Origin of the sequence: Pseudomonas sp. DR208, assembly GCF_019823005.1 — a bacterium.
GTDB lineage: Bacteria > Pseudomonadota > Gammaproteobacteria > Pseudomonadales > Pseudomonadaceae > Aquipseudomonas > Aquipseudomonas extremorientalis.
On the sequence record NZ_CP081944.1, the window covers coordinates 1,422,953 to 1,446,275 of the forward strand.

Here is a 23,323-nt window from a genome sequence, read left to right on the forward strand (position 1 = left end):
GATCTCCGTGGTTATAGCCGGGGGTGCCAGGCCGTGACGGTCGGGCTCGACGGCTGACACTGCACTCTGCAATCCATATGAATTTGATAGGGAAGGAACACCACAATGGCTATTACTAAAGACCAACTGATCGCTGACCTGGCTGAAGCAGTAGACGCACCGAAAACTACCGTGCGCGCTCTGCTGGACCAACTGAGCCAAGTTGTTGCTGACCAGCTGGAAAACGGCGGCGAAATCACTCTGCCAGGCGTTGGCAAACTGAAAGTGACCGAGCGTCCTGCCCGTACTGGCCGTAACCCTTCGACCGGCGCCGCCATCGAAATCGCTGCCAAGAAAGTTATCAAGCTGGTTGTGGCCAAAGGCCTGACCGACGCTGTTAACAAGTAAGACGCAGCAAAAAAACCGTGCTCCGGAGCGATCCGGGCACGGTTTTTTGTTGCCTGCAATTTGTGCCTAGCGCACCCAGCGCTGGCGCCAGATCTGCTGCTCGTTCTTGGTCTGGAAGGTCCAGGCCACGAAGCGACTCTGCTTCTGTCCCTGGGACATCTCCACCACCTGGCTTTCCAGCACGCCGGCTTTTTTCAACGCCGTCTCGATCGCGGGCAAGTTCGACGCTTTTGACACCAGGCAACTGAACCACAACACCTTGTGGGCAAAATGCGCACTTTCAGCGATGAGCTGCGTCACAAAGCGCGCTTCACCGCCTTCGCACCACAGTTCAGCCGATTGGCCACCGAAGTTCAGCACCGGCAACTTGCGCTTGGGATCGGCCTTGCCCAGGGCGCGCCATTTGCGTTCGCTGCCCTTGGTCGCTTCGTCCATGGAGGCATGGAACGGCGGGTTGCACATCGTCAGGTCGAAGCGCTCACCTGGCTCCAGCAAGCCCAGCAGGATCTGCTTGGGGTTGGTTTGCTGGCGCAGCTGGATGACCTTGCTCAGGTCGTTGGACTGCACGATGGCCTTGGCCGCAGCCACGGCGATAGGGTCGACCTCGGAGCCGAGGAAGTTCCAGCGGTACTCCATGTAGCCAATCAGCGGGTAGACGCAGTTGGCGCCCATGCCGATGTCCAGCACCTTGACGATCGAACCGCGCGGGATCTTGCCGTCATTGGTGCTGGCCAGCAGGTCGGCGAGGAAGTGTACGTAGTCCGCACGCCCCGGCACTGGTGGACAAAGGTAGTCGGCCGGGATGTCCCAATGCTGGATGCCGTAGAACGCCTTCAACAGTGCACGGTTGAACACCCGCACCGCATCGGGGCTGGCAAAGTCGATGCTCTCTTTCCCATAAGGGTTGATGATCACGAATTGCGCCAGTTCCGGCGTAGTCTTGATCAGCGCCGGGAAGTCGTAACGCCCTGTGTGGCGGTTGCGCGGATGCAGGGTGGCCTCTTTGCGCGGCACGACGGGTTTGGCCGTGGCTGCGGTTTTAGGCTTCTTGCGCGGAGGTTTTGGCGTGTTGGGGGCGGTCATGATGATTCTGGTGTTGGCTCAAAGTGGTGGGCATTGTCACACATCCTGAGCCTGTCCCGGTCAAATGTGGGAGGGGGCTTGCCCCCGATGGGGCAAGCCCCCTCCCACATTGACCGTATTGCCAGTCAGGTATTGGCTAGTTCCACACAAAAAAGAGGCCCGAAGGCCTCTTTTTTACACAGGTTCCATTTTACAGGCTGGAAATCCGCGCATGTTGCTCCGCCAGTTTGCCCAGGGCCTGTTCAGCCTCGGCCAGCTTGGCGCGTTCCTTCTCGATCACTTCAGCCGGCGCCTTGTCGACGAACGCCGCGTTGGACAGCTTGCCACCCACCCGCTGCACTTCGCCTTGCAGGCGTGCGATTTCCTTGTCGAGGCGGGCCAGTTCGGCACCCTTGTCGATCAGGCCGGCCATTGGCACCAGCACTTCCATCTCGCCAACCAGTGCGGTCGCGGACAGCGGTGCTTCTTCGCCGGCCGCCAATACGGTGATCGACTCCAGCTTCGCCAGCTTCTTGAGCAGCGCATCGTTCTCGGCGAGACGACGCAGGTCCTCGGCACTGGCGTTCTTTACGAACACTGCCAATGGTTTGCCCGGCCCGATGTTCATTTCGGCACGGATGTTACGCGTGCCCATCATCAGGGTCTTGAGCCATTCGATATCGCTTTCGGCCGCCTCATCAATGCGCGCTTCGTTGGCGACCGGCCAGGGTTGCAGCATGATGGTCTTGCCTTCGATACCGGCCAGTGGCGCCAGGCGCTGCCAGATTTCTTCGGTGATGAACGGCATGAACGGGTGCGCCAGGCGCAGCGCGACTTCGAGTACGCGCACCAGGGTGCGACGGGTGCCGCGCTGGCGTTCGATCGGGGCGTTCTCGTCCCACAGCACAGGCTTGGACAGTTCCAGGTACCAGTCGCAATACTGGTTCCAGATGAACTCATACAGGGCCTGTGCGGCCAGGTCGAAACGGAACTGGTCGAGCTGGCGGGTCACTTCGGCTTCGGTGCGTTGCAGCTGCGAGATGATCCAGCGATCGGCCAGGCTCAGTTCGACGGCTTCGCCGTTCTGGCCGCAGTCTTCGCCTTTATCCAGCACGTAGCGCGCCGCGTTCCAGATCTTGTTGCAGAAGTTGCGATAGCCTTCGACGCGGCCCATGTCGAACTTGATGTCGCGACCGGTGGATGCCAGCGAGCAGAAGGTGAAGCGCAGGGCGTCGGTGCCGTAGCTGGCGATGCCGTCGGCGAATTCGTCGCGGGTCTGCTTCTCGATCTTCTTCGCCAGTTTCGGCTGCATCAGGCCCGAGGTGCGTTTCTGCACCAGGGTTTCCAGGTCGATGCCGTCGATGATGTCCAGCGGGTCCAGCACGTTACCCTTGGACTTGGACATCTTCTGGCCTTGGCCATCACGTACCAGGCCGTGCACGTACACGGTCTTGAAGGGTACCTGCGGCGTGCCGTCCTCGTTTTTCACCAGGTGCATGGTCAGCATGATCATCCGGGCAACCCAGAAGAAAATGATGTCGAAGCCAGTGACCAGTACGTCGGTGGAGTGGAATTTCTTCAGGAATTCGGTCTGCTGCGGCCAGCCGAGGGTGGAGAAGGTCCACAGGCCCGAGCTGAACCAGGTGTCCAGTACGTCGTTGTCCTGCTGCAGCGCAACGTCGGCACCCAGGTTGTGCTTGGCACGCACTTCGGCTTCGTCGCGGCCCACATAGACCTTGCCCGACTCGTCGTACCAGGCCGGAATGCGGTGGCCCCACCACAGTTGACGGCTGATGCACCAATCCTGGATGTCGCGCATCCACGAGAAATACATGTTTTCGTACTGCTTGGGTACGAACTGGATGCGGCCATCTTCCACGGCGGCAATGGCCGGTTCGGCCAGCGGCTTGGTGGAGACGTACCATTGGTCGGTCAGCCACGGCTCGATCACGGTGCCGGAGCGGTCGCCCTTCGGCACTTTCAGGCCGTGGTCGTCAACGCTCACCAGCAAACCCGCGGCGTCGAAGGCGGCAACGATCTGCTTGCGTGCTTCGAACCGGTCGAGGCCGGCGTATTCAGCCGGGATCTTGCCATCGACAGTTTCGTTCAGCGTGCCGTCCAGGTTGAACACCTGGCAGGCTGGCAACACGGCAGCGTTCTTGTCGAAGATGTTCAGCAGCGGCAGGTTGTGGCGCTTGCCGACTTCGTAGTCGTTGAAATCGTGGGCCGGGGTGATTTTCACACAGCCGGTGCCGAATTCAGGGTCGCAATAGTCGTCCGCGATGATCGGGATACGGCGGCCCACCAGCGGCAGCTCGACGAACTTGCCGATCAGCGCCTGGTAGCGTTCATCATTCGGGTTAACCGCCACGGCGGCGTCGCCGAGCATGGTTTCCGGACGCGTGGTGGCGACGATCAGGTAGTCGTTGCCTTCGGCGGTCTTGGCGCCATCGGCCAGCGGGTACTTGAGGTTCCACAGGAAACCTTTCTCGTCGTGGTTTTCCACTTCGAGGTCGGAAATCGCCGTGTGCAACTTAGTGTCCCAGTTGACCAGGCGCTTGCCGCGGTAGATCAAGCCGTCTTCATGCAGGCGCACGAAGGCTTCTTTCACGGCTTCCGACAGGCCATCGTCCATGGTGAAGCGTTCGCGGCTCCAGTCTACGGACGAACCGAGGCGACGGATCTGACGGCTGATATTGCCGCCGGACTGGTCCTTCCATTCCCAGATTTTTTCCAGGAATTTCTCGCGGCCCAGGTCATGACGGTTCTGGCCGGTGGCTTCGAGTTGGCGTTCCACCAGCATCTGGGTGGCGATACCGGCGTGGTCGGTGCCCGGTTGCCACAGGGTATTGCGGCCCTGCATGCGGCGGAAACGGATCAAGGCATCCATGATCGCATTGTTGAAGCCATGGCCCATGTGCAGGCTGCCAGTGACGTTCGGTGGCGGAATCATGATGGTGTAGGAATCGCCCGCGCCTTGCGGGGCGAAATAATTCTCGGATTCCCAGGTGTTGTACCAGGAAGTTTCGATGGCGTGCGGCTGGTAGGTCTTATCCATGCGCGGCGGGACCCTAGTTGGCATTAATTCAGGAAAGCCGGCAAGTATAACGGGGCTGGGAGCTGAGGGCGAGTTGAAGACTTGTGCGAATCAAATGTGGGAGGGGGCTTGCCCCTTCCAAAGGGAGATTATGCAAGGCTCAGGACTGGTACTGGCTGAGCAGCCGCTCCATCCGCGCATCCAGTCGCCGCTTGATCTCGGTTTCGATATGCGGGGCAAAGTCGTCGATCACGTCCTGCATGATCAGTTGTGCGGCGGCGCGCAGTTCGTTGTCCAGGTGCAGTAGCAGGGCGTCGGGCCCTTTTTCAGCGGGGGCAGGTGCGACGGCGGGTGCTTCGACAACCGGCTCCGGCGCGACAGGTTTGCCGCCGACCATGTCGAACAGCAGCGGAATCTGTACCTCGCCCTCGACCGTTTCGGTCAACAGCGGCGGTTGCAAGTCATCATCACCCAGTAACTGACGGATCGACTCCAGGTCGTCCAGCAGGTGGTCATCTTTTTTCAGCGGGTTTGGCGTGTCCATCATTTACTCAAAGTCGTTGTAGCCGGTGATCCTGGAGAGGATAGCCCTGTTCGCGGTAGAAACGGAAACTCTCCCGCGCGGCCTGACGAATAGCCGGATCTTCCACCACCACCTCGGCCACACGGGCAAACGTCTTGGCGAACGGCGGCACTTTCAGGTCCAGGTTGACCAACAGGTCATGGTGATCGCCACAACTGTCGCCCAAACCGAGCACCACCAGCCCTTCAGGTTCAGACTCGGCGGGGCCATGGGGTACGAAGCTTTCGCCCTTGAAGCGCCACAGGCGGGCATCCAGTTCATCGCGTTGGGCAGCATCGCTGCAATGCAGGTAGATGCGGTGGCCCATGCGCCAGGCTTTTTCGGTGAGTTTGCAGGCAAAGTCCAGGCGCGCGAGCGGATCGGCGCTGGGCAGTATGTAGAAGTCGACTTGGGTCATTGCGGTTCCCGAGACCGAGGCGACATACGCGTCGCCCCGGAATCTTCAGTTTCAGGCCTTGGCGCGATCCAGCAGGTACTGGGTCAGCAGCGGCACCGGACGGCCAGTGGCGCCCTTGTCCTTGCCGCCGCTGGTCCAGGCCGTGCCGGCGATGTCCAGGTGCGCCCAGTTGAAGTTCTTGGCAAAACGCGACAGGAAGCAGGCCGCGGTGATGGTGCCGGCTTTCGGGCCACCGATGTTGGCGATGTCGGCGAACGGGCTGTCCAGCTGTTCCTGGTACTCATCGAACAGCGGCAGCTGCCAGGCGCGATCGTCGGCGGCTTTACCGGCGCTGAGCAATTGCTCGATCAGCTCGTCGCTGTTACCCAGCAGGCCGGAGGTGTGGGAGCCGAGGGCGACGATGCACGCGCCGGTCAGGGTGGCGATGTCGATCACAGCCTGCGGCTTGAAGCGCTCGGCGTAGGTCAGGGCATCGCACAGCACCAGGCGGCCTTCGGCGTCGGTGTTGAGGATTTCGACGGTCTGGCCGCTCAGGGTGGTGACGATGTCGCCCGGACGGGTCGCGCCACCGCTCGGCATGTTCTCGGCACAGGCCAGGATGCACACCAGGTTGATCGGCAGCTTGAGTTCCAGCACGGCACGCAGGGTGCCGAACACGCTGGCGGCGCCGCCCATGTCGTACTTCATCTCGTCCATGCCCAGGCCCGGCTTGAGGCTGATGCCGCCGGTGTCGAAGGTGATGCCTTTACCCACCAGGGCGTAAGGCTTCTCGGACTTCTTGCCGCCGTTGTATTGCATCACGATCAGGCGTGGCGGCTGGTCGCTGCCCTGGCCCACGGCATAGAACGAGCCCATGCCCAGTTCCTTGATCTTCTTCTCGTCGAACACTTCGACTTTCAGGCCCTTGAACTCTTTGCCCAGCGCCTTGGCCTGTTCGCCGAGGAAAGTCGGGTGGCAGATGTTCGGCGGCAGGTTGCCCAGGTCACGGGTGAACGACATGCCGTTGGCGATGGCCGTGGCGTGGGTCACGGCGCGCTGGACTTCAGCCTGGGCGGCCTTGATGGTCAGCAGGGTGATTTTCTTCAGGGCGCGGGGTTCGGTCTTGGTGCTCTTGAACTGGTCGAAGATATAGCCGCCGTCCACCAGGCTCTCGGCCAGCAGGCGGGTCTTGCCATAACTGTCACGGTCTTTGACCACGACTTCGTCGAGGGCCAGCGTCGCGTCGCTGCCGCCCAGGCCCTTGAGGGTGCTGAAGATGCCGCTGATGATTTTGCGGAACGGACGGTCACCCAGTTCGGCGTCCTTGCCCACGCCCACCAGCAATACGCGGTCGGCTTTAAGGTTGGGCAGGCTTTGCAGCAGCAGGCTCTGGCCGACTTTGCCGGCCAGGTCGCCGCGCTTGAGCACCGCGCTGATGGCGCCGCCACTGAGTTCGTCGAGTTGCCTGGCGGCCACGCCGAGCTTGCGGCCTTCGCCGATGGCGACCACGAGGGTGGCGGTTTTCAACGTTTCGGGGCTAACGCTTTTTACAACCAGTTCCATTTTCGGGTCCCTTATAAAGGTCGGTTGGCCAAGAGTCTGTACTCCGGCTTTAATACCAGGCAGCCGTGTAAGCCGCCGGCGACAAAGGCCGCAGTTTGAACCTCGCCGACGGAGCCTGACAACCCTTGGTGCACGCTTTGTGCGTGTGCACGAGCAAGCTCCGTGACAGGCGCGGTCAATCACAGGATAATGCGCCATCTTTTTAGCCGGCCCTGTGTAAATGGGCTGTCTCGGTATGCTTGCTTGTTTGGCCGCCTTAGCCTGACAACCCTGGAGTGTCTGGTTTGATCGTCTTCCGTTATCTGTCCCGCGAAGTCCTGTTGACCCTGAGTGCCGTGAGTGCGGTGCTGCTGGTCATCATCATGAGTGGTCGTTTCGTCAAATACCTGGCCCAGGCTGCCTCCGGCGCCCTGGACCCGGGTTCGCTGTTCCTGATCATGGGCTTTCGCCTGCCGGGCTTCCTGCAGTTGATCCTGCCGTTGGGCCTGTTCCTCGGGATACTGCTGGCCTATGGCCGCCTGTACCTCGAAAGCGAAATGACCGTACTCTCGGCCACCGGCATGAGCCAGCAGCGCCTGTTGGGCATGACCATGATCCCGGCCGCCGGCATCGCGCTGATCGTGGCCTGGCTGAGCCTGAGCCTGGCGCCCCAGGGTGCCCTGCAGTTCCAGCTGGTACTGAACAAGCAGGACGCGATGACCGAGTTCGACACCCTCGAACCCGGTCGCTTCCAGGCGCTCAATGACGGTTCCCGGGTGACCTACACCGAAACCCTGACCGACGACCGCGCCAACCTGGGCGGCGTGTTCATCTCCGAGAAACGCCTGGGCCAGGACAAGAAAGACCGTGGCATTTCCGTGCTGGTGGCCGATTCGGGGCGCCAGGAAGTCCGTCCTGATGGCAGCCGCTACCTGATCCTGGAAAATGGCTACCGCTATGACGGCAGCCCGGGCATGGCCGATTACCGCGCGATCAAGTACGACACCTATGGCGTGATGCTGGCTCGTCCGGACATCAGCGACGAAGTCACCGACCGTGATGCCATCCCGACGCCTGATCTGTGGGGCAGCAAGGAACTGCGTTCCATCGCCGAGTTGCAATGGCGACTCTCCCTGCCGCTGCTGGTGTTCATCGTGACCTTGATGGCCGTGCCGCTGTCTCGCGTCAACCCGCGCCAGGGCCGCTTCCTCAAGCTGTTGCCGGCAATCCTGTTGTACATGGCCTACCTGACCATCCTGATTTCCGCCCGTGGCTCCCTGGAGAAGGGCAAGTTGTCGCCGACCCTGGGCCTGTGGTGGGTGCATGGGATGTTTCTATTGATCGGCCTGGGGCTGCTCTACTGGGAGCCGATCCGTTTGAAAATGATGAGCCGTCGTGGCCAGAAGGAGTTGGCTCGTGGCTAAGCTCGATCGCTACATTGGTAGCAGCGTACTGATCGCCATCCTGGCGGTACTGGGCATCATCCTCGGTCTGGCGTCGTTGTTCGCCTTCATCGATGAAGTGAGCAATGTCAGCGACACCTACACCGTGTGGGACGTGCTGAGCTATGTGGCCCTCACCGCGCCGCGTCGCCTCTACGACATGATGCCGATGGCCGCGCTGATCGGCTGCCTGATCGGCCTGGGCAGCCTGGCCAGCAATAGCGAACTGACCATTATGCGCGCTGCTGGCGTGTCCATTGGTCGTATCGTCTGGGCGGTGATGAAGCCCATGCTGCTGCTGATGGCCTGCAGTGTGCTGATCGGCGAATACGTCGCGCCACCAGCCGAAACCACTGCCCAGGCCAATCGCGCCCTGGCCCAGGGGTCAGGCGATGCGCAAAGCTCCAAGCATGGCCTGTGGCACCGCCAGGGCGATGAGTTCATCCACATCAACGCCGTGCAGCCCGGCGGACTGTTGATTGGTGTGACCCGTTACACGTTCGACAAGGAGCGTCACCTGCTGGAGTCCAGCTTCGCCAAACGTGCGCAGTACGGTGGCGAAAAGTGGCAACTCAGCGATGTAACCACCACCTACTTCCGCAATATTGGCCAAGGCACCAAGGCCAGCACCGAAGTGATCAACGTACCGAGCCAGGAATGGGATATCGCCCTCAAGCCGGAGTTGCTGAATACCGTGGTGATGATCCCGGAAAGCCTGCCCATCTCCGGGTTGTGGGGCTATATCCACTATCTGAAGGACCAGGGCCTGAACAACGGCCGCTACTGGCTGGCATTCTGGGTCAAGGTGTTGCAACCAGTGGTGACCGCCGCGCTGGTGTTGATGGCGATTTCCTTCATTTTCGGCCCGCTGCGTTCGGTGACCCTGGGCCAGCGTGTATTCACGGGTGTGCTGGTGGGCTTCACCTTCCGCATCGCCCAGGACCTGCTTGGCCCTTCGAGCCTGGTGTTTGGCTTCTCGCCGCTGTTTGCGGTGCTGGTGCCCACTGGCATCTGCGCCCTGGCCGGGTTCTGGCTGTTGCGTCGAGCCGGCTGATGTCGCGCTTATGATCAAAAAATGCCCCGGTCGAGAGATCGGGGCATTTTTGTTCTGGTCACCAAAGATGACGTCTGGCCTGAGCATCAGGTACAATTCCCGGCTATTTTTCAGCGGGCAATCTGCCTGCAGCCTTTTTGAGTGTTGATCCGTGAGTGATTTGAGTCATATCCGCAATTTCTCCATCATCGCCCACATTGACCATGGCAAGTCGACGCTGGCCGACCGGTTTATCCAAATGTGCGGTGGCCTTGCCGAGCGCGAAATGGAAGCCCAGGTCCTGGACTCCATGGACCTCGAACGCGAGCGCGGCATCACCATCAAGGCCCACAGCGTTACTCTGTATTACAAGGCCAAAGACGGTATCACCTACCAGCTGAACTTCATTGACACCCCGGGCCACGTCGACTTCACCTACGAAGTCAGCCGTTCCCTGGCGGCCTGTGAAGGTGCCCTGCTGGTGGTGGACGCCGGCCAGGGCGTGGAGGCGCAGTCGGTTGCCAACTGCTACACCGCGATCGAGCAGGGCCTGGAAGTCATGCCCGTGCTGAACAAGATCGACCTGCCCCAGGCCGAGCCTGAGCGCGTCAAGGAAGAGATCGAGAAGATCATCGGCATCGACGCCACCGACGCCGTCACCTGCAGCGCCAAGACCGGCCTGGGTGTCGACGAAGTGCTCGAGCGCCTGGTGCACACCATCCCTGCGCCGACCGGCAACTACGAAGATCCGCTGCAAGCGTTGATCATCGACTCCTGGTTCGACAACTATCTGGGCGTAGTCTCCCTGGTGCGCGTGCGCCATGGCCGCGTGAAGAAGGGCGACAAGATCCTGGTCAAGTCCACCGGCAAGATCCATCTGGTGGACAGCGTCGGTGTATTCAACCCCAAGCACACCGCGACCGTTGATCTGAAAGCCGGTGAAGTGGGCTTCATCATCGCCGGCATCAAGGATATTCACGGCGCACCGGTAGGTGACACCCTGACCCTGAGTTCCACGCCGGACGTCGACGTGCTGCCAGGCTTCAAGCGCATCCAGCCGCAGGTCTACGCCGGCCTGTTCCCGGTCAGCTCCGACGATTTCGAAGACTTCCGCGAAGCCCTGCAGAAGCTGACCCTCAACGACTCGTCGTTGCAGTACACCCCGGAGAGCTCCGACGCCCTGGGCTTCGGCTTCCGTTGCGGGTTCCTGGGCATGCTGCACATGGAAATCATCCAGGAGCGCCTCGAGCGCGAATACGACCTGGACCTGATCACCACTGCGCCGACCGTTATTTTTGAGTTGTTGCTGAAAACCGGTGAAACGATTTACGTCGACAACCCGTCCAAGCTCCCGGATCTCTCGGCGATCGAAGACATGCGCGAGCCTATCGTGCGCGCCAATATCCTGGTGCCGCAGGAACACTTGGGCAACGTCATCACCCTGTGCATCGAGAAACGTGGCGTACAGCGCGACATGCTGTTCCTCGGCACCCAGGTCCAGGTGACCTACGACATGCCGATGAACGAGGTGGTGCTGGACTTCTTCGACCGTCTCAAATCCACCAGTCGCGGCTATGCTTCGCTGGATTACCATTTCGACCGTTACCAATCGGCTAATCTGGTGAAACTGGATGTGCTGATCAACGGCGACAAGGTCGATGCCCTGGCACTGATCGTGCACAAGGACAACGCGCACTATAAAGGTCGCCAGTTGACCGAGAAGATGAAAGAACTGATTCCGCGCCAGATGTTCGACGTCGCGATCCAGGCCGCCATTGGCGGGCAGATCATTGCGCGGACCTCCGTCAAGGCACTCAGAAAGAACGTACTGGCCAAATGCTACGGCGGTGACGTAAGCCGTAAGCGCAAGCTGCTTGAGAAGCAAAAGGCCGGTAAAAAACGCATGAAGCAAGTAGGTAACGTGGAAGTTCCACAAGAAGCCTTCCTTGCGGTGCTCAGGTTGGATAGTTAGGTCCTATGTCGCTAAATTTCCCGCTGTTGCTGGTCATCGCCGTTGCCGTTTGCGGTCTCCTGGCGTTGCTCGATCTGGTGTTCTTCGCCCCGCGTCGGCGGGCGGCTATCGCGGCCTATCAGGGCAGCGTCAGCCAGCCCGATGGCGTGGTGATCGAGAAGCTGAACAAAGAGCCTTTGCTGGTTGAATACGGCAAGTCGTTCTTCCCGGTGTTGTTCATCGTGCTGGTGCTGCGTTCTTTCCTGGTGGAGCCGTTTCAGATCCCGTCGGGGTCGATGAAGCCTACCCTGGACGTGGGCGACTTCATCCTGGTGAACAAGTTTTCCTACGGCATTCGCCTGCCGGTGATCGACAAGAAGGTCATCGAAGTCGGTGACCCGCAGCGCGGCGATGTGATGGTGTTCCGCTACCCGAGCGACCCGAATGTCAACTACATCAAGCGTGTGGTTGGTCTGCCGGGCGACGTGATTCGCTACACCAGTGACAAGCGCCTGTTCATCAATGGTGAGTCGGTGGCTGAAAAGCTGCTGGGTTCCGAGCCGAACAGCCTGGGCAGCGCCGAGCTGTACCAGGAAAAACTCGGTGCGGTGGAGCACGAAATCCGCAAGGAAATGAGCCGCTACCGTGCCCAGCCTGATGGGCAGTGGAAGGTTCCGGCCGGGCACTACTTCATGATGGGCGACAACCGCGACAACTCCAATGACAGCCGGTACTGGGATGACCCCAACATTCCCAAGGACCTGCTGGGCATGGTTCCCGACCAGAATATCGTCGGCAAGGCCTTTGCGGTCTGGATGAGCTGGCCGGAACCCAAACTCAGCCACCTGCCGAACTTCTCGCGGATCGGGCTGATCAAGTAATACAGGCGGCGCTGTGATCACAGCGCCGAATGCTTTTCTGGGGTGGGGACAAATCGGTCCTGCCTCATGCGGCACCAACCAGGATTTGAATTTGAACACTGCGTCAATCGTCGATGGCCGCCGGTGCCACCAACTAGATATGGATAAACCGTGACCGTTTCTCTAGCACGTCTCGAGCGCCAGCTCGGCTACACCTTCAAGGATCAGGAACTGATGGTCCTTGCCCTCACACACCGCAGCTTTGCCGGGCGTAACAACGAGCGCCTGGAATTCCTCGGTGATGCCATCCTCAACTTCGTCGCCGGTGAGGCGCTGTTCGAGCGCTTTCCCCAAGCCCGTGAAGGCCAGTTGTCGCGCCTGCGTGCGCGCCTGGTGAAGGGCGAGACCCTGGCCGTGCTGGCCCGTGGCTTCGGCCTGGGCGAGTACCTGCGCCTGGGGTCCGGCGAGTTGAAGAGTGGTGGTTTTCGTCGCGAGTCGATCCTGGCCGATGCCCTTGAAGCGCTGATCGGTGCCATCTACCTCGATGCCGGCATGGAAGCCGCCAAGGAACGTGTCACTGCCTGGCTGACCTCCGAGATCGAAAGCCTCACGCTGGTGGACACCAACAAAGATCCCAAGACCCGCCTGCAGGAATTTTTGCAGTCCCGCGGGTGCGAACTGCCACGCTACGAAGTGGTGGATATCCAGGGTGAGCCCCATTGCCGCGTGTTCTTCGTGGAATGTGAAATCACCTTACTGAACGAAAAAAGCCGAGGTCAGGGTGTGAGCCGTCGTATTGCCGAACAGGTAGCGGCCGCCGCAGCACTGATTGCCCTGGGCGTGGAGAATGGCCATGACTGATTCAACCGCAACACGCTGTGGCTATGTTGCCATCGTCGGCCGCCCGAACGTGGGCAAGTCCACGTTGCTCAACCACATCCTTGGCCAGAAGCTGGCGATCACCTCGCGCAAGCCGCAGACCACCCGCCACAACATGCTGGGCATCAAGACCGAAGGCACCGTGCAAGCGGTCTACGTCGACACCCCAGGCATGCACAAAGGTGGCGAGAAAGCCCTGAACCGCTACATGAACAAGACCGCTTCGGCGGCGTTGAAAGACGTCGACGTGGTGATCTTCGTGGTCGACCGCACCAAGTGGACCGACGAAGACCAGATGGTCCTCGAACGCGTGCAGTACGTCACCGGCCCGTTGATCGTCGCGCTGAACAAGACCGACCGTATCGAAGACAAAGCCGAGCTGATGCCGCACTTGAGCTGGCTGCAGGAACAACTGCCGAACGCCCAGATCATCCCGATTTCGGCCCAGCACGGCCACAACCTCGATGCCTTGGAGCGCGTGATCGCCGAGCACCTGCCGGAGAACGAGCACTTCTTCCCGGAAGACCAGATCACCGACCGCAGCAGCCGTTTCCTCGCCGCTGAACTGGTGCGCGAGAAAATCATGCGCCAGATGGGGGCGGAGCTGCCGTACCAGATCACCGTGGAAATCGAAGAGTTCAAGCAGCAGGGCAAGACCTTGCACATCCATGCGCTGATCCTCGTCGAGCGTGACGGTCAGAAGAAAATCATCATTGGCGACAAGGGCGAGCGTATCAAGCGCATCGGCACCGAGGCGCGCAAGGACATGGAATTGCTGTTCGATTCCAAGATCATGCTGAACCTGTGGGTGAAGGTGAAGGGCGGCTGGTCCGATGACGAGCGTGCACTGCGTTCCCTGGGCTATGGCGACCTGTAAGGTCCTGAATGCACCGCGGGGCTGAAAATGTGGGAGGGGGCTTGCCCCCGATAGCGGTGGGTCAGTTGACAAATAAGTGACTGACACACTGCCATCGGGGGCAAGCCCCCTCCCACATTAGGTTTGTGTCGTTTTCAAAAGTGCATTCCAGCAGTGAGCAGCCATGTCCCAATCCCCGCCCCCCAGCCAACTTGCCTACGTCCTGCACAGCCGCGCCTACCGCGAGACCAGCGCCCTGGTGGACTTCCTCACGCCCCAAGGCCGCCTGCGCGCCGTCTTGCGCAGTGCGCGGGGCAAGGCGGGCACGTTGGCGCGGCCGTTCGTGGCCCTGGACGTGGAGTTTCGCGGCAAGGGTGAGCTGAAAAACGTCGGCCGCATGGAAAGCGTGGGCACCTCGGCCTGGCTCAACGGCGATGCGCTGTTCAGCGGCCTTTACCTCAATGAACTGCTGATCCGCCTGCTCCCCGCCGAAGACCCGCACCCGGCAGTATTCGATCACTACGCCGCCACCTTGCTCGCCCTGGCCGAAGGCCGTCCCCTGGAACCCTTGCTGCGTGCGTTCGAATGGCGCCTGCTCGACGACCTGGGCTACGGCTTCGAACTGGCCAACGACCTGCACGGCGAGCCCATCGCCGCCGATGGCATGTATCGCCTGCAAGTGGACGCCGGCCTGGAGCGCGTGTACCTGCTGCAACCTGGCCTGTTCCAGGGCACCGAGCTGCTGGCCATGAGCGAAGCGGACTGGACGGCGCCCGGCGCCTTGTCCGCCGCCAAGCGCCTGATGCGCCAGGCCCTGGCCGTGCACCTGGGCGGCCGGCCGCTGGTCAGCCGCGAGTTGTTTCGAAAGCCCTGACAACCCCGTGTATGCTGTGCGGCGTTTCTTTCCCTTTTCAGGAGCGCTTCCGTGAGCACCAGCAATCGCATTCTTCTTGGCGTCAACATCGACCACGTCGCCACCCTGCGCCAGGCCCGGGGCACCCGTTACCCTGACCCGGTCAAGGCCGCGCTGGACGCCGAAGAAGCGGGCGCCGACGGCATCACCGTGCACCTGCGCGAAGACCGCCGCCACATCCAGGAACGCGACGTGCTGCTGCTCAAGGATGTGCTGCAAACCCGCATGAATTTCGAAATGGGCGTTACCGAAGAAATGATGCAGTTCGCCGAGCGCATCCGCCCGGCACACATCTGCCTGGTGCCGGAAACCCGCCAGGAGCTGACCACCGAAGGCGGCCTCGACGTGGCCGGCCAGGAAGCGCGGATCAAAGCCGCCGTGGAGCGCCTGTCGAAGATCGGCAGTGAAGTCTCGCTGTTCATCGACGCCGACGAGCGCCAGATCGAAGCCTCGCGTCGTGTCGGTGCACCGGCGATCGAGCTGCACACCGGCCGCTACGCCGACGCCACCACGCCCACCGAAGTGGCCGAGGAACTGCAACGCATCATCGACGGTGTGAGCTGCGGCCTCAAGCAAGGCCTGATCGTCAACGCCGGCCATGGCCTGCATTACCATAACGTCGAAGCCGTGGCCGCGATCAAGGGTATCAACGAGCTGAACATCGGCCATGCGCTGGTGGCCCATGCGCTGTTTGTCGGTTTCAAAGGCGCTGTCGCCGAAATGAAAGCCCTGATCCTGGCTGCCGCCAAGCACTAAACAACGATGCTGTTGCAATGTGGGAGGGGATTGCCCCCTCCCACATGCGAACCCTTACTGTTTAGCCGTTGCAGGTGTATCGTATCTGCCCTTTGCAGGCCTTGGGCCTGCGGCCGATACGTGAGGTTGTTGTGTCCCGATCCTTTTCCCGTCGACAAATCCTGGGTGGTCTTGCAGGCCTGGCCGTAGTGGGCGTCGGTGCCGGTGGCGGCTACCGCTACTGGCTGGGGAAAGTTGCCGAAGCCGAGGCGGGGCACGACTACGAGCTGATCGCCGCGCCACTGGACGTGGAATTGGTGCCAGGGCACAAGACCGAAGCCTGGGCGTTCGGCCCTTCGGCGCCGGGCACCGAGTTGCGGGTGCGCCAGGGCGAATGGCTGCGGGTACGCTTTATCAACCACCTGCCGGTCGCCACCACCATTCACTGGCACGGCATTCGCCTGCCGCTGGAAATGGACGGCGTGCCCTACGTCTCTCAATTGCCGGTCCTGCCCGGCGAATACTTCGACTACAAATTCCGCGTACCCGACGCCGGCAGCTACTGGTACCACCCCCACGTGAACAGCAGCGAAGAACTTGGCCGTGGCCTGGTTGGCCCGCTGATCATCGAAGAGCGCGAACCCACCGGTTTCAAGCACGAGCGCACCCTCAGCCTGAAAAGCTGGCATGTGGACGAAGAGGGTGCTTTCGTCGCATTCAGTATCCCGCGTGAGGCCGCTCGGGGCGGTACGGCAGGGCGTTTGTCGACGATCAACGGCGTGTCCCAGGCGGTGATCGATTTGCCGGCCGGGCAGATCACCCGCGTGCGGTTGCTCAACCTCGACAACACCCTGACCTATCGCATCAACATCCCGGATGTTGAAGCGCAGATCTACGCGCTGGACGGCAACCCCATCGAGCCACGCCCCCTGGGCAAGGAATATTGGTTGGGCCCGGGCATGCGTATCTGCCTGGCGATCAAGGCGCCGCCGGTGGGCGAGGAACTGTCGATCCGCAACGGTCCGGTGCGCCTCGGCACCTTCCGTTCGGTCGCCAACACCGATGCGCCCGGCGAATGGCCGCCTGCGTTGCCCGCCAACCCGATCAGCGAACCGGACCTGGCCAATGCCGAGAAACTCAACTTCAATTTCGAGTGGGTGGGTTCGGTCTCGGTCAACACCGAAAACGGCAAGCCACCCAGCCTGTGGCAGATCAACGGCAAGGCCTGGGACATCACCGACAAGACGTGCGCCGACCGCCCGATTGCCAAGCTGGAGAAGGGCAAGAGCTACATTTTCGAATTGAAGAACATGACCCAGTACCAGCACCCGATCCACCTGCACGGCATGAGCTTCAAGGTGATCGCCTCGAACCGGCATAAGGTGATCCCGTATTTCACCGACACCTACCTGCTGGGCAAGAACGAGCGTGCCCGCGTGGCACTGGTGGCGGATAACCCAGGCGTCTGGATGTTCCATTGCCACGTGATCGACCATATGGAAACCGGCCTGATGGCCGCCATCGAGGTGGCGTGATGCGCCAGATCCGCCCAACCGCAATCATTGATCGCAGCCGCGACCAGGACTTCATGCGCGAAGCCCTGGCCCTCGCCGCCCAAGGCGCCGCGCTGGGAGAAGTGCCCGTCGGCGCGGTGCTGGTGCAGGACGGCGAGATCATCGGTCGAGGCTTCAACTGCCCGATCAGCGGCAACGACCCCAGCGCTCACGCCGAGATGGTCGCCATCCGCGCCGCCGCGCAAGCCATCAGCAATTACCGCCTGGTGGGCAGCACGCTGTATGTGACCCTGGAGCCGTGCAGCATGTGCGCCGGTTTGATCGTGCATTCACGGGTTGCGCGGGTGGTGTATGGCGCATTGGAGCCCAAGGCGGGAGTCGTGCAAAGCCAGGGGCAGTTTTTTACCCAGGGCTTTCTGAATCATCGAGTGTTGTTTGAAGGCGGGGTGCTGGCTGAGGAGTGCGGGACGGTCTTGAGCGAGTTCTTCAGGGCGCGCCGGGCCAAATCTGCTCTCTAAACGACGCTGGAAATCAAAAGGTGGGAGGGGGCTTGCCCCCGATAGCAGTGTGTCAGTAAGCATATTTATGACTGATGCACCGCCATCGGGGGCAAGCCCCCTCTCACATTTGGAACTCTATTTTATCAGTGAGGTATCAGCGTCATTTCCTGGCAATGATCACCGCCCGCATCGGCGCCGGCAGCCCTTCGATGGTCTTGCTGTGATCTTCGGGATCGAGGAAGTCACTCAACGACTGGTACTTCATCCACTCCGTCCCGCGCTGTTCCTCGACGGTGGTCACGCTCACATCCACGCAGCGCACATCAGTGAAGCCTGCACGGCGCAGCCATAGCATCAGCGCCGGCACTGAGGGCAGGAACCACACGTTACGCATCTGCGCGTAGCGATCTTCCGGCACCAGCACTTGTTGCTGATCGCCTTCGACCACCAATGTTTCCAGCACCAGTTCGCCACCTTTGACCAGGGTGTCTTTCAGCGCCAGCAGGTGTTCGATCGGCGAACGACGGTGGTAGAACACGCCCATGGAAAACACTGTGTCGAAGCCTTCCAGGTTTGCCGGCAGGTCTTCGAACGGGAACGGCAGGTGCCAGGCCCTGGGCTCGGACAGGTAGCGCTGTACCGCCTGGAACTGGCAGAAGAACAACCAGTTCGGGTCTACGCCAATCACGCTGTCAGCGCCGGCGCCAAGCATGCGCCACATGTAGTAACCGTTGCCGCAGCCTACGTCGAGGATACGTTTGCCCTTCAAGTTCAGGTGCGGCGCAACCCGCGACCACTTCCAGTCCGAGCGCCATTCGGTGTCCACATGCACGCCGAACAGGTTGAACGGCCCTTTGCGCCACGGGCTCAGGCCCATCAATGCAGTGTGCATCTGCGCGCGGGTGTCATCGTCGCAGTCGGTATCGAGTGTCAGGCCGTTGAGCAAATCCACGTCGCTGGGCTGGATCTTTGGCAGCGCATCCAACGCACTCTGCCAACGCTCCAGGTCGCCATGGCCCTTTTCCATCTTGCTGTCGAGCTGCGCTTGCAGGCCCTGGGCCCACACGGCCAGGGGAGTGCCGACCAGATGGCGGGCGAGGGGGGAAAGATCAATCATGGCAAGGCAATTAACGAGGCAAAGTTAAGACACTGGAACCACGGCACGACTTTCGAGAACCCGGCTGCCAGCAGGCGTTCGCGGTGTTCTTCGAGGCTGTCGGGCTTCATGACGTTTTCGATGGCGCTGCGCTTCTGGGCGATTTCCAGTTCGCTGTAGCCGTTGGCGCGTTTGAACGCGATGTGCAGGTCGGTGAGCAGCGCGTGTTCTTCGGCATCGTTGAAGCGCAGCTTCTCCGAGAGGATCAACGCACCACCCGGCAACAGCGACTGGCGGATGCGCGAGAGCAACGCCAGGCGCTCATCGGGGGCAATGAATTGCAGGGTGAAGTTCAGCGCCACCACCGAGGCCGGGGCAAATTGCAGCGCGAGGATATCGCCCTCGATCACCTCGACCGGCAGCAACTCCTGGAACATCGAGTCCTGGCCATTGAGGTATTCACGGCAGCGCTCGACCATGGCTGCCGAGTTATCCACCGCGATCACCCGGCAACCGTCGGTGCGCACATGGCGGCGCAGGGCCTGGGTGACGGCGCCGAGGGACGAGCCCAGGTCATACAGCACGCTGTTGGGCTGGGCAAATTGTGCCGCGAGTACGCCGAGGTTCTCGACGATGGTCGGGTAACCGGGCACCGAGCGCTTGATCATGTCCGGGAACACCCGCACCACGTCTTCGTTGAAGGCGAAGTCCGGCACCTGGGGCAGGGGCTGGGCGAATAGGCGATCGGGTTCTTTGCTCACGGCTGTTCCGGGGGACGAGGGGGGAAAGGCCGGCATTTTAGCCAACTTGGCCCTCGGATGCGCGGGTTGTCTGATGGAAAGCCGAGGCGGTGATGCCCCACTGGCCGAGCCAATAAGTGACGATCAGCAAATACGGCGCCGCCTCGAACGCCACCACAAACCGATTGATCCCGATCAGCGTGTCGGAAAACACAAACGACGCCGCGCCCGACGCCGCCAACAGTGCCGAGCGCTGCGGCACTTCACTGCCCAAACGTGCCAATGCGCGCCAGAGCATGGCGCTGATCACCAGCGCATACACCACCACCGGAATCAGCAGATCGCCCAGGCCGTGGGAAATCAGGATGCTCAGCAGGATCGCGCCCACCCCCAGCGCCAGTAGCAGCGGCAGCAGCGCCAGGCGGCGGCAATCACTGAAATAGGCCTTGAGATACGCCAGGTGCGCAAACAGGAACGCCCCCAGGCCAAAGATAAACAGGTCGCCGGGCCAGGCAAGCAGCACATCCCCCACCAGGGAAAAAATCAGCCCAAGGCTGATCCAGCGTCGATAGTCGGTGGGCGGCGCATCATGCAGCCAGCCCAGCAGCGCAAGTACCGGCAGCGGCTTGACCAATAGACACAGCAAGGTGGCATGGGTGCTCAGGCCGTAGATGAACGTGCCGGCGCCCATCAACGCAAGAATCAGCCAAGGCATATCAGTTCACCGTAATGGTGCAGTCAAAGGTTTCGACAGGTTCGGCCTCCGGCTCCCAGGGTTGCTGGGAGGTCAGGCGCAAACGGCCCTGGCCGGCGGCGAAGGCCTGGAAGCGCCAGGTCGATTGGCCGCCGCCGCCGATCACGCCCGACTCGCTGCTACTGTAGACCTCAGGGCTCAACGCGCGCAGTACGCCGCCGGCGGAATCCTGGATGGCCCAGCGGTAACCGGTAGTGGGGTTGCTCGGGAGGGTGAGGGTCAGGTTTTGTCCGCTTTTAAGCTGAAGCGGGCAGGCGCTCTGGTTGTCCACGGTGACGTTTTGCTTCGGTGCACTGGCGCACGCGGCCAGCAGGGCAAGGCTCAAGGGGAGAAGCAGGCGGGCAGCGGTCATGGGGGCTCCGTTCATTCACGACGAAGGGCGAGCATAACCGAAGATGAGACAAGGTGTGACAACAGGGCCGCAGGCTTGTTGTGGCGAGCAGGTGTGCCCTGCGTTGGGCTGCGAAGCAGCCCCAAAACTAACGACCCACACTTTCAGGAAAAATGGGCTGCTTTAAAGAGGGGCTGCTTCGCAGCCCAACGCAGGGCAAGCCTGCTCGCCACAGGGGGCCTACCAGGCGCTGGATAGCTGTCAGAAGAGCACCTTCGCCACATCCGCAAAGCGCTTGGCAAAGTGCACCGTCATGCCTTCCTTCAGGTACTCCGGCAACTCTTCAAAACTCCCGCGGTTCGGCTCCGGCAAGATCAGTTCATGAATCTTCTGGCGCCGCGCCGCAATGACCTTCTCGCGCACCCCGCCAATCGGCAGCACATGCCCGGTCAACGTCAGTTCGCCGGTCATGGCCACGCCTTTTTTCGGCGGCTGGTTACGCGCCAGCGACAACAACGCGCTGGCCATGGTCACCCCGGCGCTGGGACCGTCTTTGGGCGTGGCGCCTTCCGGCACATGCAAGTGCACGAAGGCTTCATCGAAGAATTTCGGATCGCCGCCAAACGACTTCAGGTTCGAACTGATGTAGCTGTAGGCGATTTCGGCAGATTCCTTCATCACTTCACCCAATTGCCCGGTGAGCTTGAAGCCGCGGTTGAGCGTATGGATGCGCGTGGCCTCGATCGGCAAGGTTGCGCCGCCCATGCTGGTCCAGGCCAGGCCTGTGATCACGCCGGTGCCGGACAGCACTTGCTCATTGCGAAACACCGGCATGCCCAGGGAGCTTTCCAGGTCCTTGTTGCCGATCTTGATCACCGAGTCCGGCTCATCCAGCAGCTTGACCACCGCCTTGCGCACCAGTTTGCCCAGCTGTTTCTCCAACTGGCGCACCCCGGCTTCGCGGGCGTAGCCGTCGATGAGTGCGCGCAGGGCGCCGTCGCTGATGGTCAGGCTGGTTTTCGCCACACCGGCTTTTTCCAGCTGCTTGGGCCACAGGTGACGCTTGGCGATGGCGACTTTTTCTTCGGTGATATAGCCCGACAGGCGAATCACTTCCATACGGTCCAGCAGCGGGCCGGGGATGGAGTCCAGGGTGTTGGCGGTGCACACGAACAGCACCTTGGACAGGTCCAGGCGCAGGTCCAGGTAGTGATCGAGGAATTCGACGTTCTGCTCCGGGTCGAGGGTTTCCAGCAGCGCCGACGCCGGGTCGCCCTGGAAGCTCTGGCCCATCTTGTCGATCTCGTCGAGCATGATCACCGGGTTCATCACCTCCACGTCCTTGAGCGCCTGCACCAGCTTGCCGGGCAGCGCGCCGATGTAGGTACGGCGATGGCCCTTGATCTCGGCCTCGTCGCGCATGCCGCCGACGCTGAAGCGGTAGAACGGCCGCCCCAGGGACTCCGCGATGGATTTGCCCACACTGGTCTTGCCCACACCCGGCGGGCCGACCAGCAGCACGATGGAGCCGGCGACTTCGCCTTTATAGGCGCCCACCGCGAGGAACTCGAGGATGCGGCTCTTGATGTCGTCCAGGCCCGCATGGTGCTTGTCCAGCACCTTGCGCGCATGTTTCAGGTCGAGCTTGTCCTCGCCGTACACGCCCCACGGCACCGAGGTGGCCCAGTCCAGGTAGTTGCGCGTCACCGCGTATTCCGGCGAACCGGTCTCGAGGATCGACAGCTTGTTCAACTCTTCGTCAATGCGTTTCTTCGCCTGGGCCGGCAGCACCTTGCCTTCCAGGCGTTGCTCGAATTGTTCGACGTCCGCGCTGCGGTCGTCCTTGGTCAGGCCCAGCTCCTGCTGGATGACCTTGAGCTGTTCCTTGAGGAAAAACTCGCGCTGGTGCTCGCCGATCTTGCGGTTCACCTCGGCGGAGAGTTCTTTTTGCAGGCGTGCGACCTCGACTTCCTTGCGCAGCATCGGCAGCACTTTTTCCATGCGCTTGAGCATGGGCACGCAGTCCAGCACCTCCTGCAACTCGTTACCGGTGGCCGAGGTCAGCGCGGCCGCGAAGTCGGTGAGCGGCGACGGGTCGTTGGGGCTGAAACGGTTGAGGTAGTTCTTCAGTTCTTCGCTGTACAGCGGGTTGAGCGGCAACAGTTCCTTGATCGCATTGATCAGCGCCATGCCATAGGCCTTGACCTCGTCGGTCGGCTCGCTGGGCTGGTGCGGGTACTCAACTTCCACCAGGTACGGTGGGCGGTGGTGCTTGAGCCAGGTCTTGATGCGTACGCGGGTCAGGCCCTGGGCGACGAATTGCAGCTTGCCGTTCTCGCGGCTGGCGTGGTGCACCTTCACCAGGGTGCCGTACAACGGCAGGCTGGAGGTGTCGAAGTGGCGCGGGTCTTCCGGCGGCGTGTCCATGAAGAACAGGGCCAGGGAGTGGTGGTCGGACTTGCTTACCAGCTCCAGGGTTTCGGCCCACGGTTCTTCATTGACGATCACCGGCAGCACTTGCGCCGGGAAGAACGGCCGATTGTGGATCGGGATGATGTAGACCTTGTCCGGCAGGTTTTGCCCAGGCAGGGCCAGGCCGGTATTGGACGAGGCGGATTCAGCGTTTTCGGGGTCGGCGTAGTCGTTGAGGTCGTAATCGGGGAAATCTTGCTGGTCGCTCATGGGGCACCTGCATAAGGAAGTATGGTGCTTAGATGGGGCGGGGCAGTGGT

General features: G+C 61.5%; 21 protein-coding genes. 11 read left to right on the forward strand and 10 right to left on the reverse strand.

Going from position 1 to position 23,323, the window contains the following annotated elements:
* Positions 1 to 105 precede the first annotated feature (105 nt).
* A complete protein-coding gene (locus K5K89_RS06285; protein WP_003188840.1) occupies positions 106 to 387 on the forward strand; it encodes an HU family DNA-binding protein in 282 nt (93 codons plus the stop codon).
* Positions 388 to 453: 66 nt separating this feature from the next.
* Here the strand turns inward: K5K89_RS06285 and rlmF are convergent, their stop codons facing one another.
* The 5 genes from rlmF to K5K89_RS06310 form a co-directional block, all read right to left on the reverse strand.
* A complete protein-coding gene (gene rlmF / locus K5K89_RS06290; protein WP_222541046.1) occupies positions 454 to 1,470 on the reverse strand; it encodes a 23S rRNA (adenine(1618)-N(6))-methyltransferase RlmF in 1,017 nt (338 codons plus the stop codon).
* 190 nt (positions 1,471 to 1,660) lie between these two features.
* Positions 1,661 to 4,507, reverse strand: coding sequence for a valine--tRNA ligase (locus K5K89_RS06295; RefSeq protein WP_071488633.1), 2,847 nt, complete (start codon positions 4,505 to 4,507; stop codon positions 1,661 to 1,663).
* Between the two features lie 139 nt (positions 4,508 to 4,646).
* Positions 4,647 to 5,033: a DNA polymerase III subunit chi gene (locus tag K5K89_RS06300; protein WP_083351543.1), complete on the reverse strand. Its 387-nt coding sequence runs from the start codon at positions 5,031 to 5,033 to the stop codon at positions 4,647 to 4,649.
* Between the two features lie 4 nt (positions 5,034 to 5,037).
* Positions 5,038 to 5,466 carry a DNA polymerase III subunit chi gene (locus K5K89_RS06305; protein ID WP_222541047.1) on the reverse strand — a complete coding sequence of 143 codons (429 nt, stop codon included), beginning with the start codon at positions 5,464 to 5,466 and terminating at the stop codon, positions 5,038 to 5,040.
* A gap of 51 nt (positions 5,467 to 5,517) precedes the next feature.
* A complete protein-coding gene (locus K5K89_RS06310; protein WP_071488635.1) occupies positions 5,518 to 7,008 on the reverse strand; it encodes a leucyl aminopeptidase in 1,491 nt (496 codons plus the stop codon).
* 284 nt (positions 7,009 to 7,292) lie between these two features.
* Here K5K89_RS06310 and lptF point away from each other — a divergent pair, with 284 nt between their 5' ends.
* From lptF to tadA, 10 genes are all read left to right on the forward strand, one after another.
* On the forward strand, positions 7,293 to 8,411 hold the full coding sequence (gene lptF, locus K5K89_RS06315; protein WP_071488636.1) for an LPS export ABC transporter permease LptF: 1,119 nt from the start codon (positions 7,293 to 7,295) through the stop codon (positions 8,409 to 8,411).
* On the forward strand, positions 8,404 to 9,483 hold the full coding sequence (gene lptG, locus K5K89_RS06320; protein ID WP_071488637.1) for an LPS export ABC transporter permease LptG: 1,080 nt from the start codon (positions 8,404 to 8,406) through the stop codon (positions 9,481 to 9,483). The genes lptF and lptG overlap by 8 nt, the downstream gene beginning before the upstream one ends.
* A gap of 151 nt (positions 9,484 to 9,634) precedes the next feature.
* Positions 9,635 to 11,434, forward strand: coding sequence for a translation elongation factor 4 (gene lepA / locus K5K89_RS06325; protein ID WP_003188853.1), 1,800 nt, complete (start codon positions 9,635 to 9,637; stop codon positions 11,432 to 11,434).
* A 5-nt stretch (positions 11,435 to 11,439) separates the two neighbouring features.
* The gene (gene lepB, locus K5K89_RS06330) at positions 11,440 to 12,294 is read left to right on the forward strand and encodes a signal peptidase I (protein ID WP_071488638.1); all 855 of its coding nucleotides are present in this window, start codon (positions 11,440 to 11,442) and stop codon (positions 12,292 to 12,294) included.
* A gap of 150 nt (positions 12,295 to 12,444) precedes the next feature.
* Complete coding sequence (gene rnc, locus K5K89_RS06335; RefSeq protein WP_012722401.1) at positions 12,445 to 13,134, forward strand: ribonuclease III; 690 nt, start codon at positions 12,445 to 12,447, stop codon at positions 13,132 to 13,134.
* Positions 13,127 to 14,029 carry a GTPase Era gene (gene era, locus K5K89_RS06340; protein ID WP_033902448.1) on the forward strand — a complete coding sequence of 301 codons (903 nt, stop codon included), beginning with the start codon at positions 13,127 to 13,129 and terminating at the stop codon, positions 14,027 to 14,029. The genes rnc and era overlap by 8 nt, the downstream gene beginning before the upstream one ends.
* A 163-nt stretch (positions 14,030 to 14,192) precedes the next feature.
* The gene (gene recO / locus K5K89_RS06345) at positions 14,193 to 14,882 is read left to right on the forward strand and encodes a DNA repair protein RecO (protein WP_058425777.1); all 690 of its coding nucleotides are present in this window, start codon (positions 14,193 to 14,195) and stop codon (positions 14,880 to 14,882) included.
* A gap of 51 nt (positions 14,883 to 14,933) precedes the next feature.
* Positions 14,934 to 15,677 carry a pyridoxine 5'-phosphate synthase gene (pdxJ, locus tag K5K89_RS06350; protein WP_071488640.1) on the forward strand — a complete coding sequence of 248 codons (744 nt, stop codon included), beginning with the start codon at positions 14,934 to 14,936 and terminating at the stop codon, positions 15,675 to 15,677.
* Positions 15,678 to 15,808: 131 nt separating this feature from the next.
* A complete protein-coding gene (locus K5K89_RS06355) occupies positions 15,809 to 17,191 on the forward strand; it encodes a multicopper oxidase family protein (protein ID WP_222541048.1) in 1,383 nt (460 codons plus the stop codon).
* Positions 17,191 to 17,688 carry a tRNA adenosine(34) deaminase TadA gene (gene tadA, locus K5K89_RS06360; protein ID WP_071488642.1) on the forward strand — a complete coding sequence of 166 codons (498 nt, stop codon included), beginning with the start codon at positions 17,191 to 17,193 and terminating at the stop codon, positions 17,686 to 17,688. Before K5K89_RS06355 ends, tadA begins: the two co-directional genes overlap by 1 nt.
* Before the next feature lie 142 nt (positions 17,689 to 17,830).
* On the opposite strand, the gene cmoB is transcribed toward tadA, so the two are convergent.
* The 5 genes from cmoB to lon all read right to left on the reverse strand — a co-directional run bounded on the left by cmoB (position 17,831) and on the right by lon (position 23,273).
* Positions 17,831 to 18,787, reverse strand: a complete 957-nt coding sequence (gene cmoB, locus K5K89_RS06365) for a tRNA 5-methoxyuridine(34)/uridine 5-oxyacetic acid(34) synthase CmoB (protein WP_092240953.1) — start codon at positions 18,785 to 18,787, stop codon at positions 17,831 to 17,833.
* The gene (gene cmoA / locus K5K89_RS06370; protein WP_071494009.1) at positions 18,784 to 19,527 is read right to left on the reverse strand and encodes a carboxy-S-adenosyl-L-methionine synthase CmoA; all 744 of its coding nucleotides are present in this window, start codon (positions 19,525 to 19,527) and stop codon (positions 18,784 to 18,786) included. Before cmoA ends, cmoB begins: the two co-directional genes overlap by 4 nt.
* Before the next feature lie 37 nt (positions 19,528 to 19,564).
* Positions 19,565 to 20,221 carry a lysoplasmalogenase gene (locus tag K5K89_RS06375; RefSeq protein WP_071488645.1) on the reverse strand — a complete coding sequence of 219 codons (657 nt, stop codon included), beginning with the start codon at positions 20,219 to 20,221 and terminating at the stop codon, positions 19,565 to 19,567.
* A 1-nt stretch (position 20,222) separates the two neighbouring features.
* A complete protein-coding gene (locus K5K89_RS06380) occupies positions 20,223 to 20,612 on the reverse strand; it encodes a protease inhibitor I42 family protein (protein WP_071488646.1) in 390 nt (129 codons plus the stop codon).
* A 240-nt stretch (positions 20,613 to 20,852) separates the two neighbouring features.
* Positions 20,853 to 23,273 (reverse strand): endopeptidase La, encoded by a 2,421-nt coding sequence (lon, locus tag K5K89_RS06385; RefSeq protein WP_071488647.1) that lies wholly within the window; start codon positions 23,271 to 23,273, stop codon positions 20,853 to 20,855.
* Between the last annotated feature and the right edge of the window lie 50 nt (positions 23,274 to 23,323).

Coding starts and splice junctions, on each gene's coding strand:
- cmoB (WP_092240953.1), bottom strand. CDS start 18,787: ATGATTGATCTTTCCCCCCTCGCCCGCCATCTGGTCGGCACTCCCCTG.
- K5K89_RS06375 (WP_071488645.1), bottom strand. CDS start 20,221: ATGCCTTGGCTGATTCTTGCGTTGATGGGCGCCGGCACGTTCATCTAC.
- K5K89_RS06305 (WP_222541047.1), bottom strand. CDS start 5,466: ATGACCCAAGTCGACTTCTACATACTGCCCAGCGCCGATCCGCTCGCG.
- tadA (WP_071488642.1), top strand. CDS start 17,191: ATGCGCCAGATCCGCCCAACCGCAATCATTGATCGCAGCCGCGACCAG.
- K5K89_RS06300 (WP_083351543.1), bottom strand. CDS start 5,033: ATGATGGACACGCCAAACCCGCTGAAAAAAGATGACCACCTGCTGGAC.
- recO (WP_058425777.1), top strand. CDS start 14,193: ATGTCCCAATCCCCGCCCCCCAGCCAACTTGCCTACGTCCTGCACAGC.
- rlmF (WP_222541046.1), bottom strand. CDS start 1,470: ATGACCGCCCCCAACACGCCAAAACCTCCGCGCAAGAAGCCTAAAACC.
- K5K89_RS06285 (WP_003188840.1), top strand. CDS start 106: ATGGCTATTACTAAAGACCAACTGATCGCTGACCTGGCTGAAGCAGTA.
- lepB (WP_071488638.1), top strand. CDS start 11,440: ATGTCGCTAAATTTCCCGCTGTTGCTGGTCATCGCCGTTGCCGTTTGC.
- era (WP_033902448.1), top strand. CDS start 13,127: ATGACTGATTCAACCGCAACACGCTGTGGCTATGTTGCCATCGTCGGC.
- K5K89_RS06310 (WP_071488635.1), bottom strand. CDS start 7,008: ATGGAACTGGTTGTAAAAAGCGTTAGCCCCGAAACGTTGAAAACCGCC.
- lon (WP_071488647.1), bottom strand. CDS start 23,273: ATGAGCGACCAGCAAGATTTCCCCGATTACGACCTCAACGACTACGCC.
- K5K89_RS06380 (WP_071488646.1), bottom strand. CDS start 20,612: ATGACCGCTGCCCGCCTGCTTCTCCCCTTGAGCCTTGCCCTGCTGGCC.
- K5K89_RS06295 (WP_071488633.1), bottom strand. CDS start 4,507: ATGGATAAGACCTACCAGCCGCACGCCATCGAAACTTCCTGGTACAAC.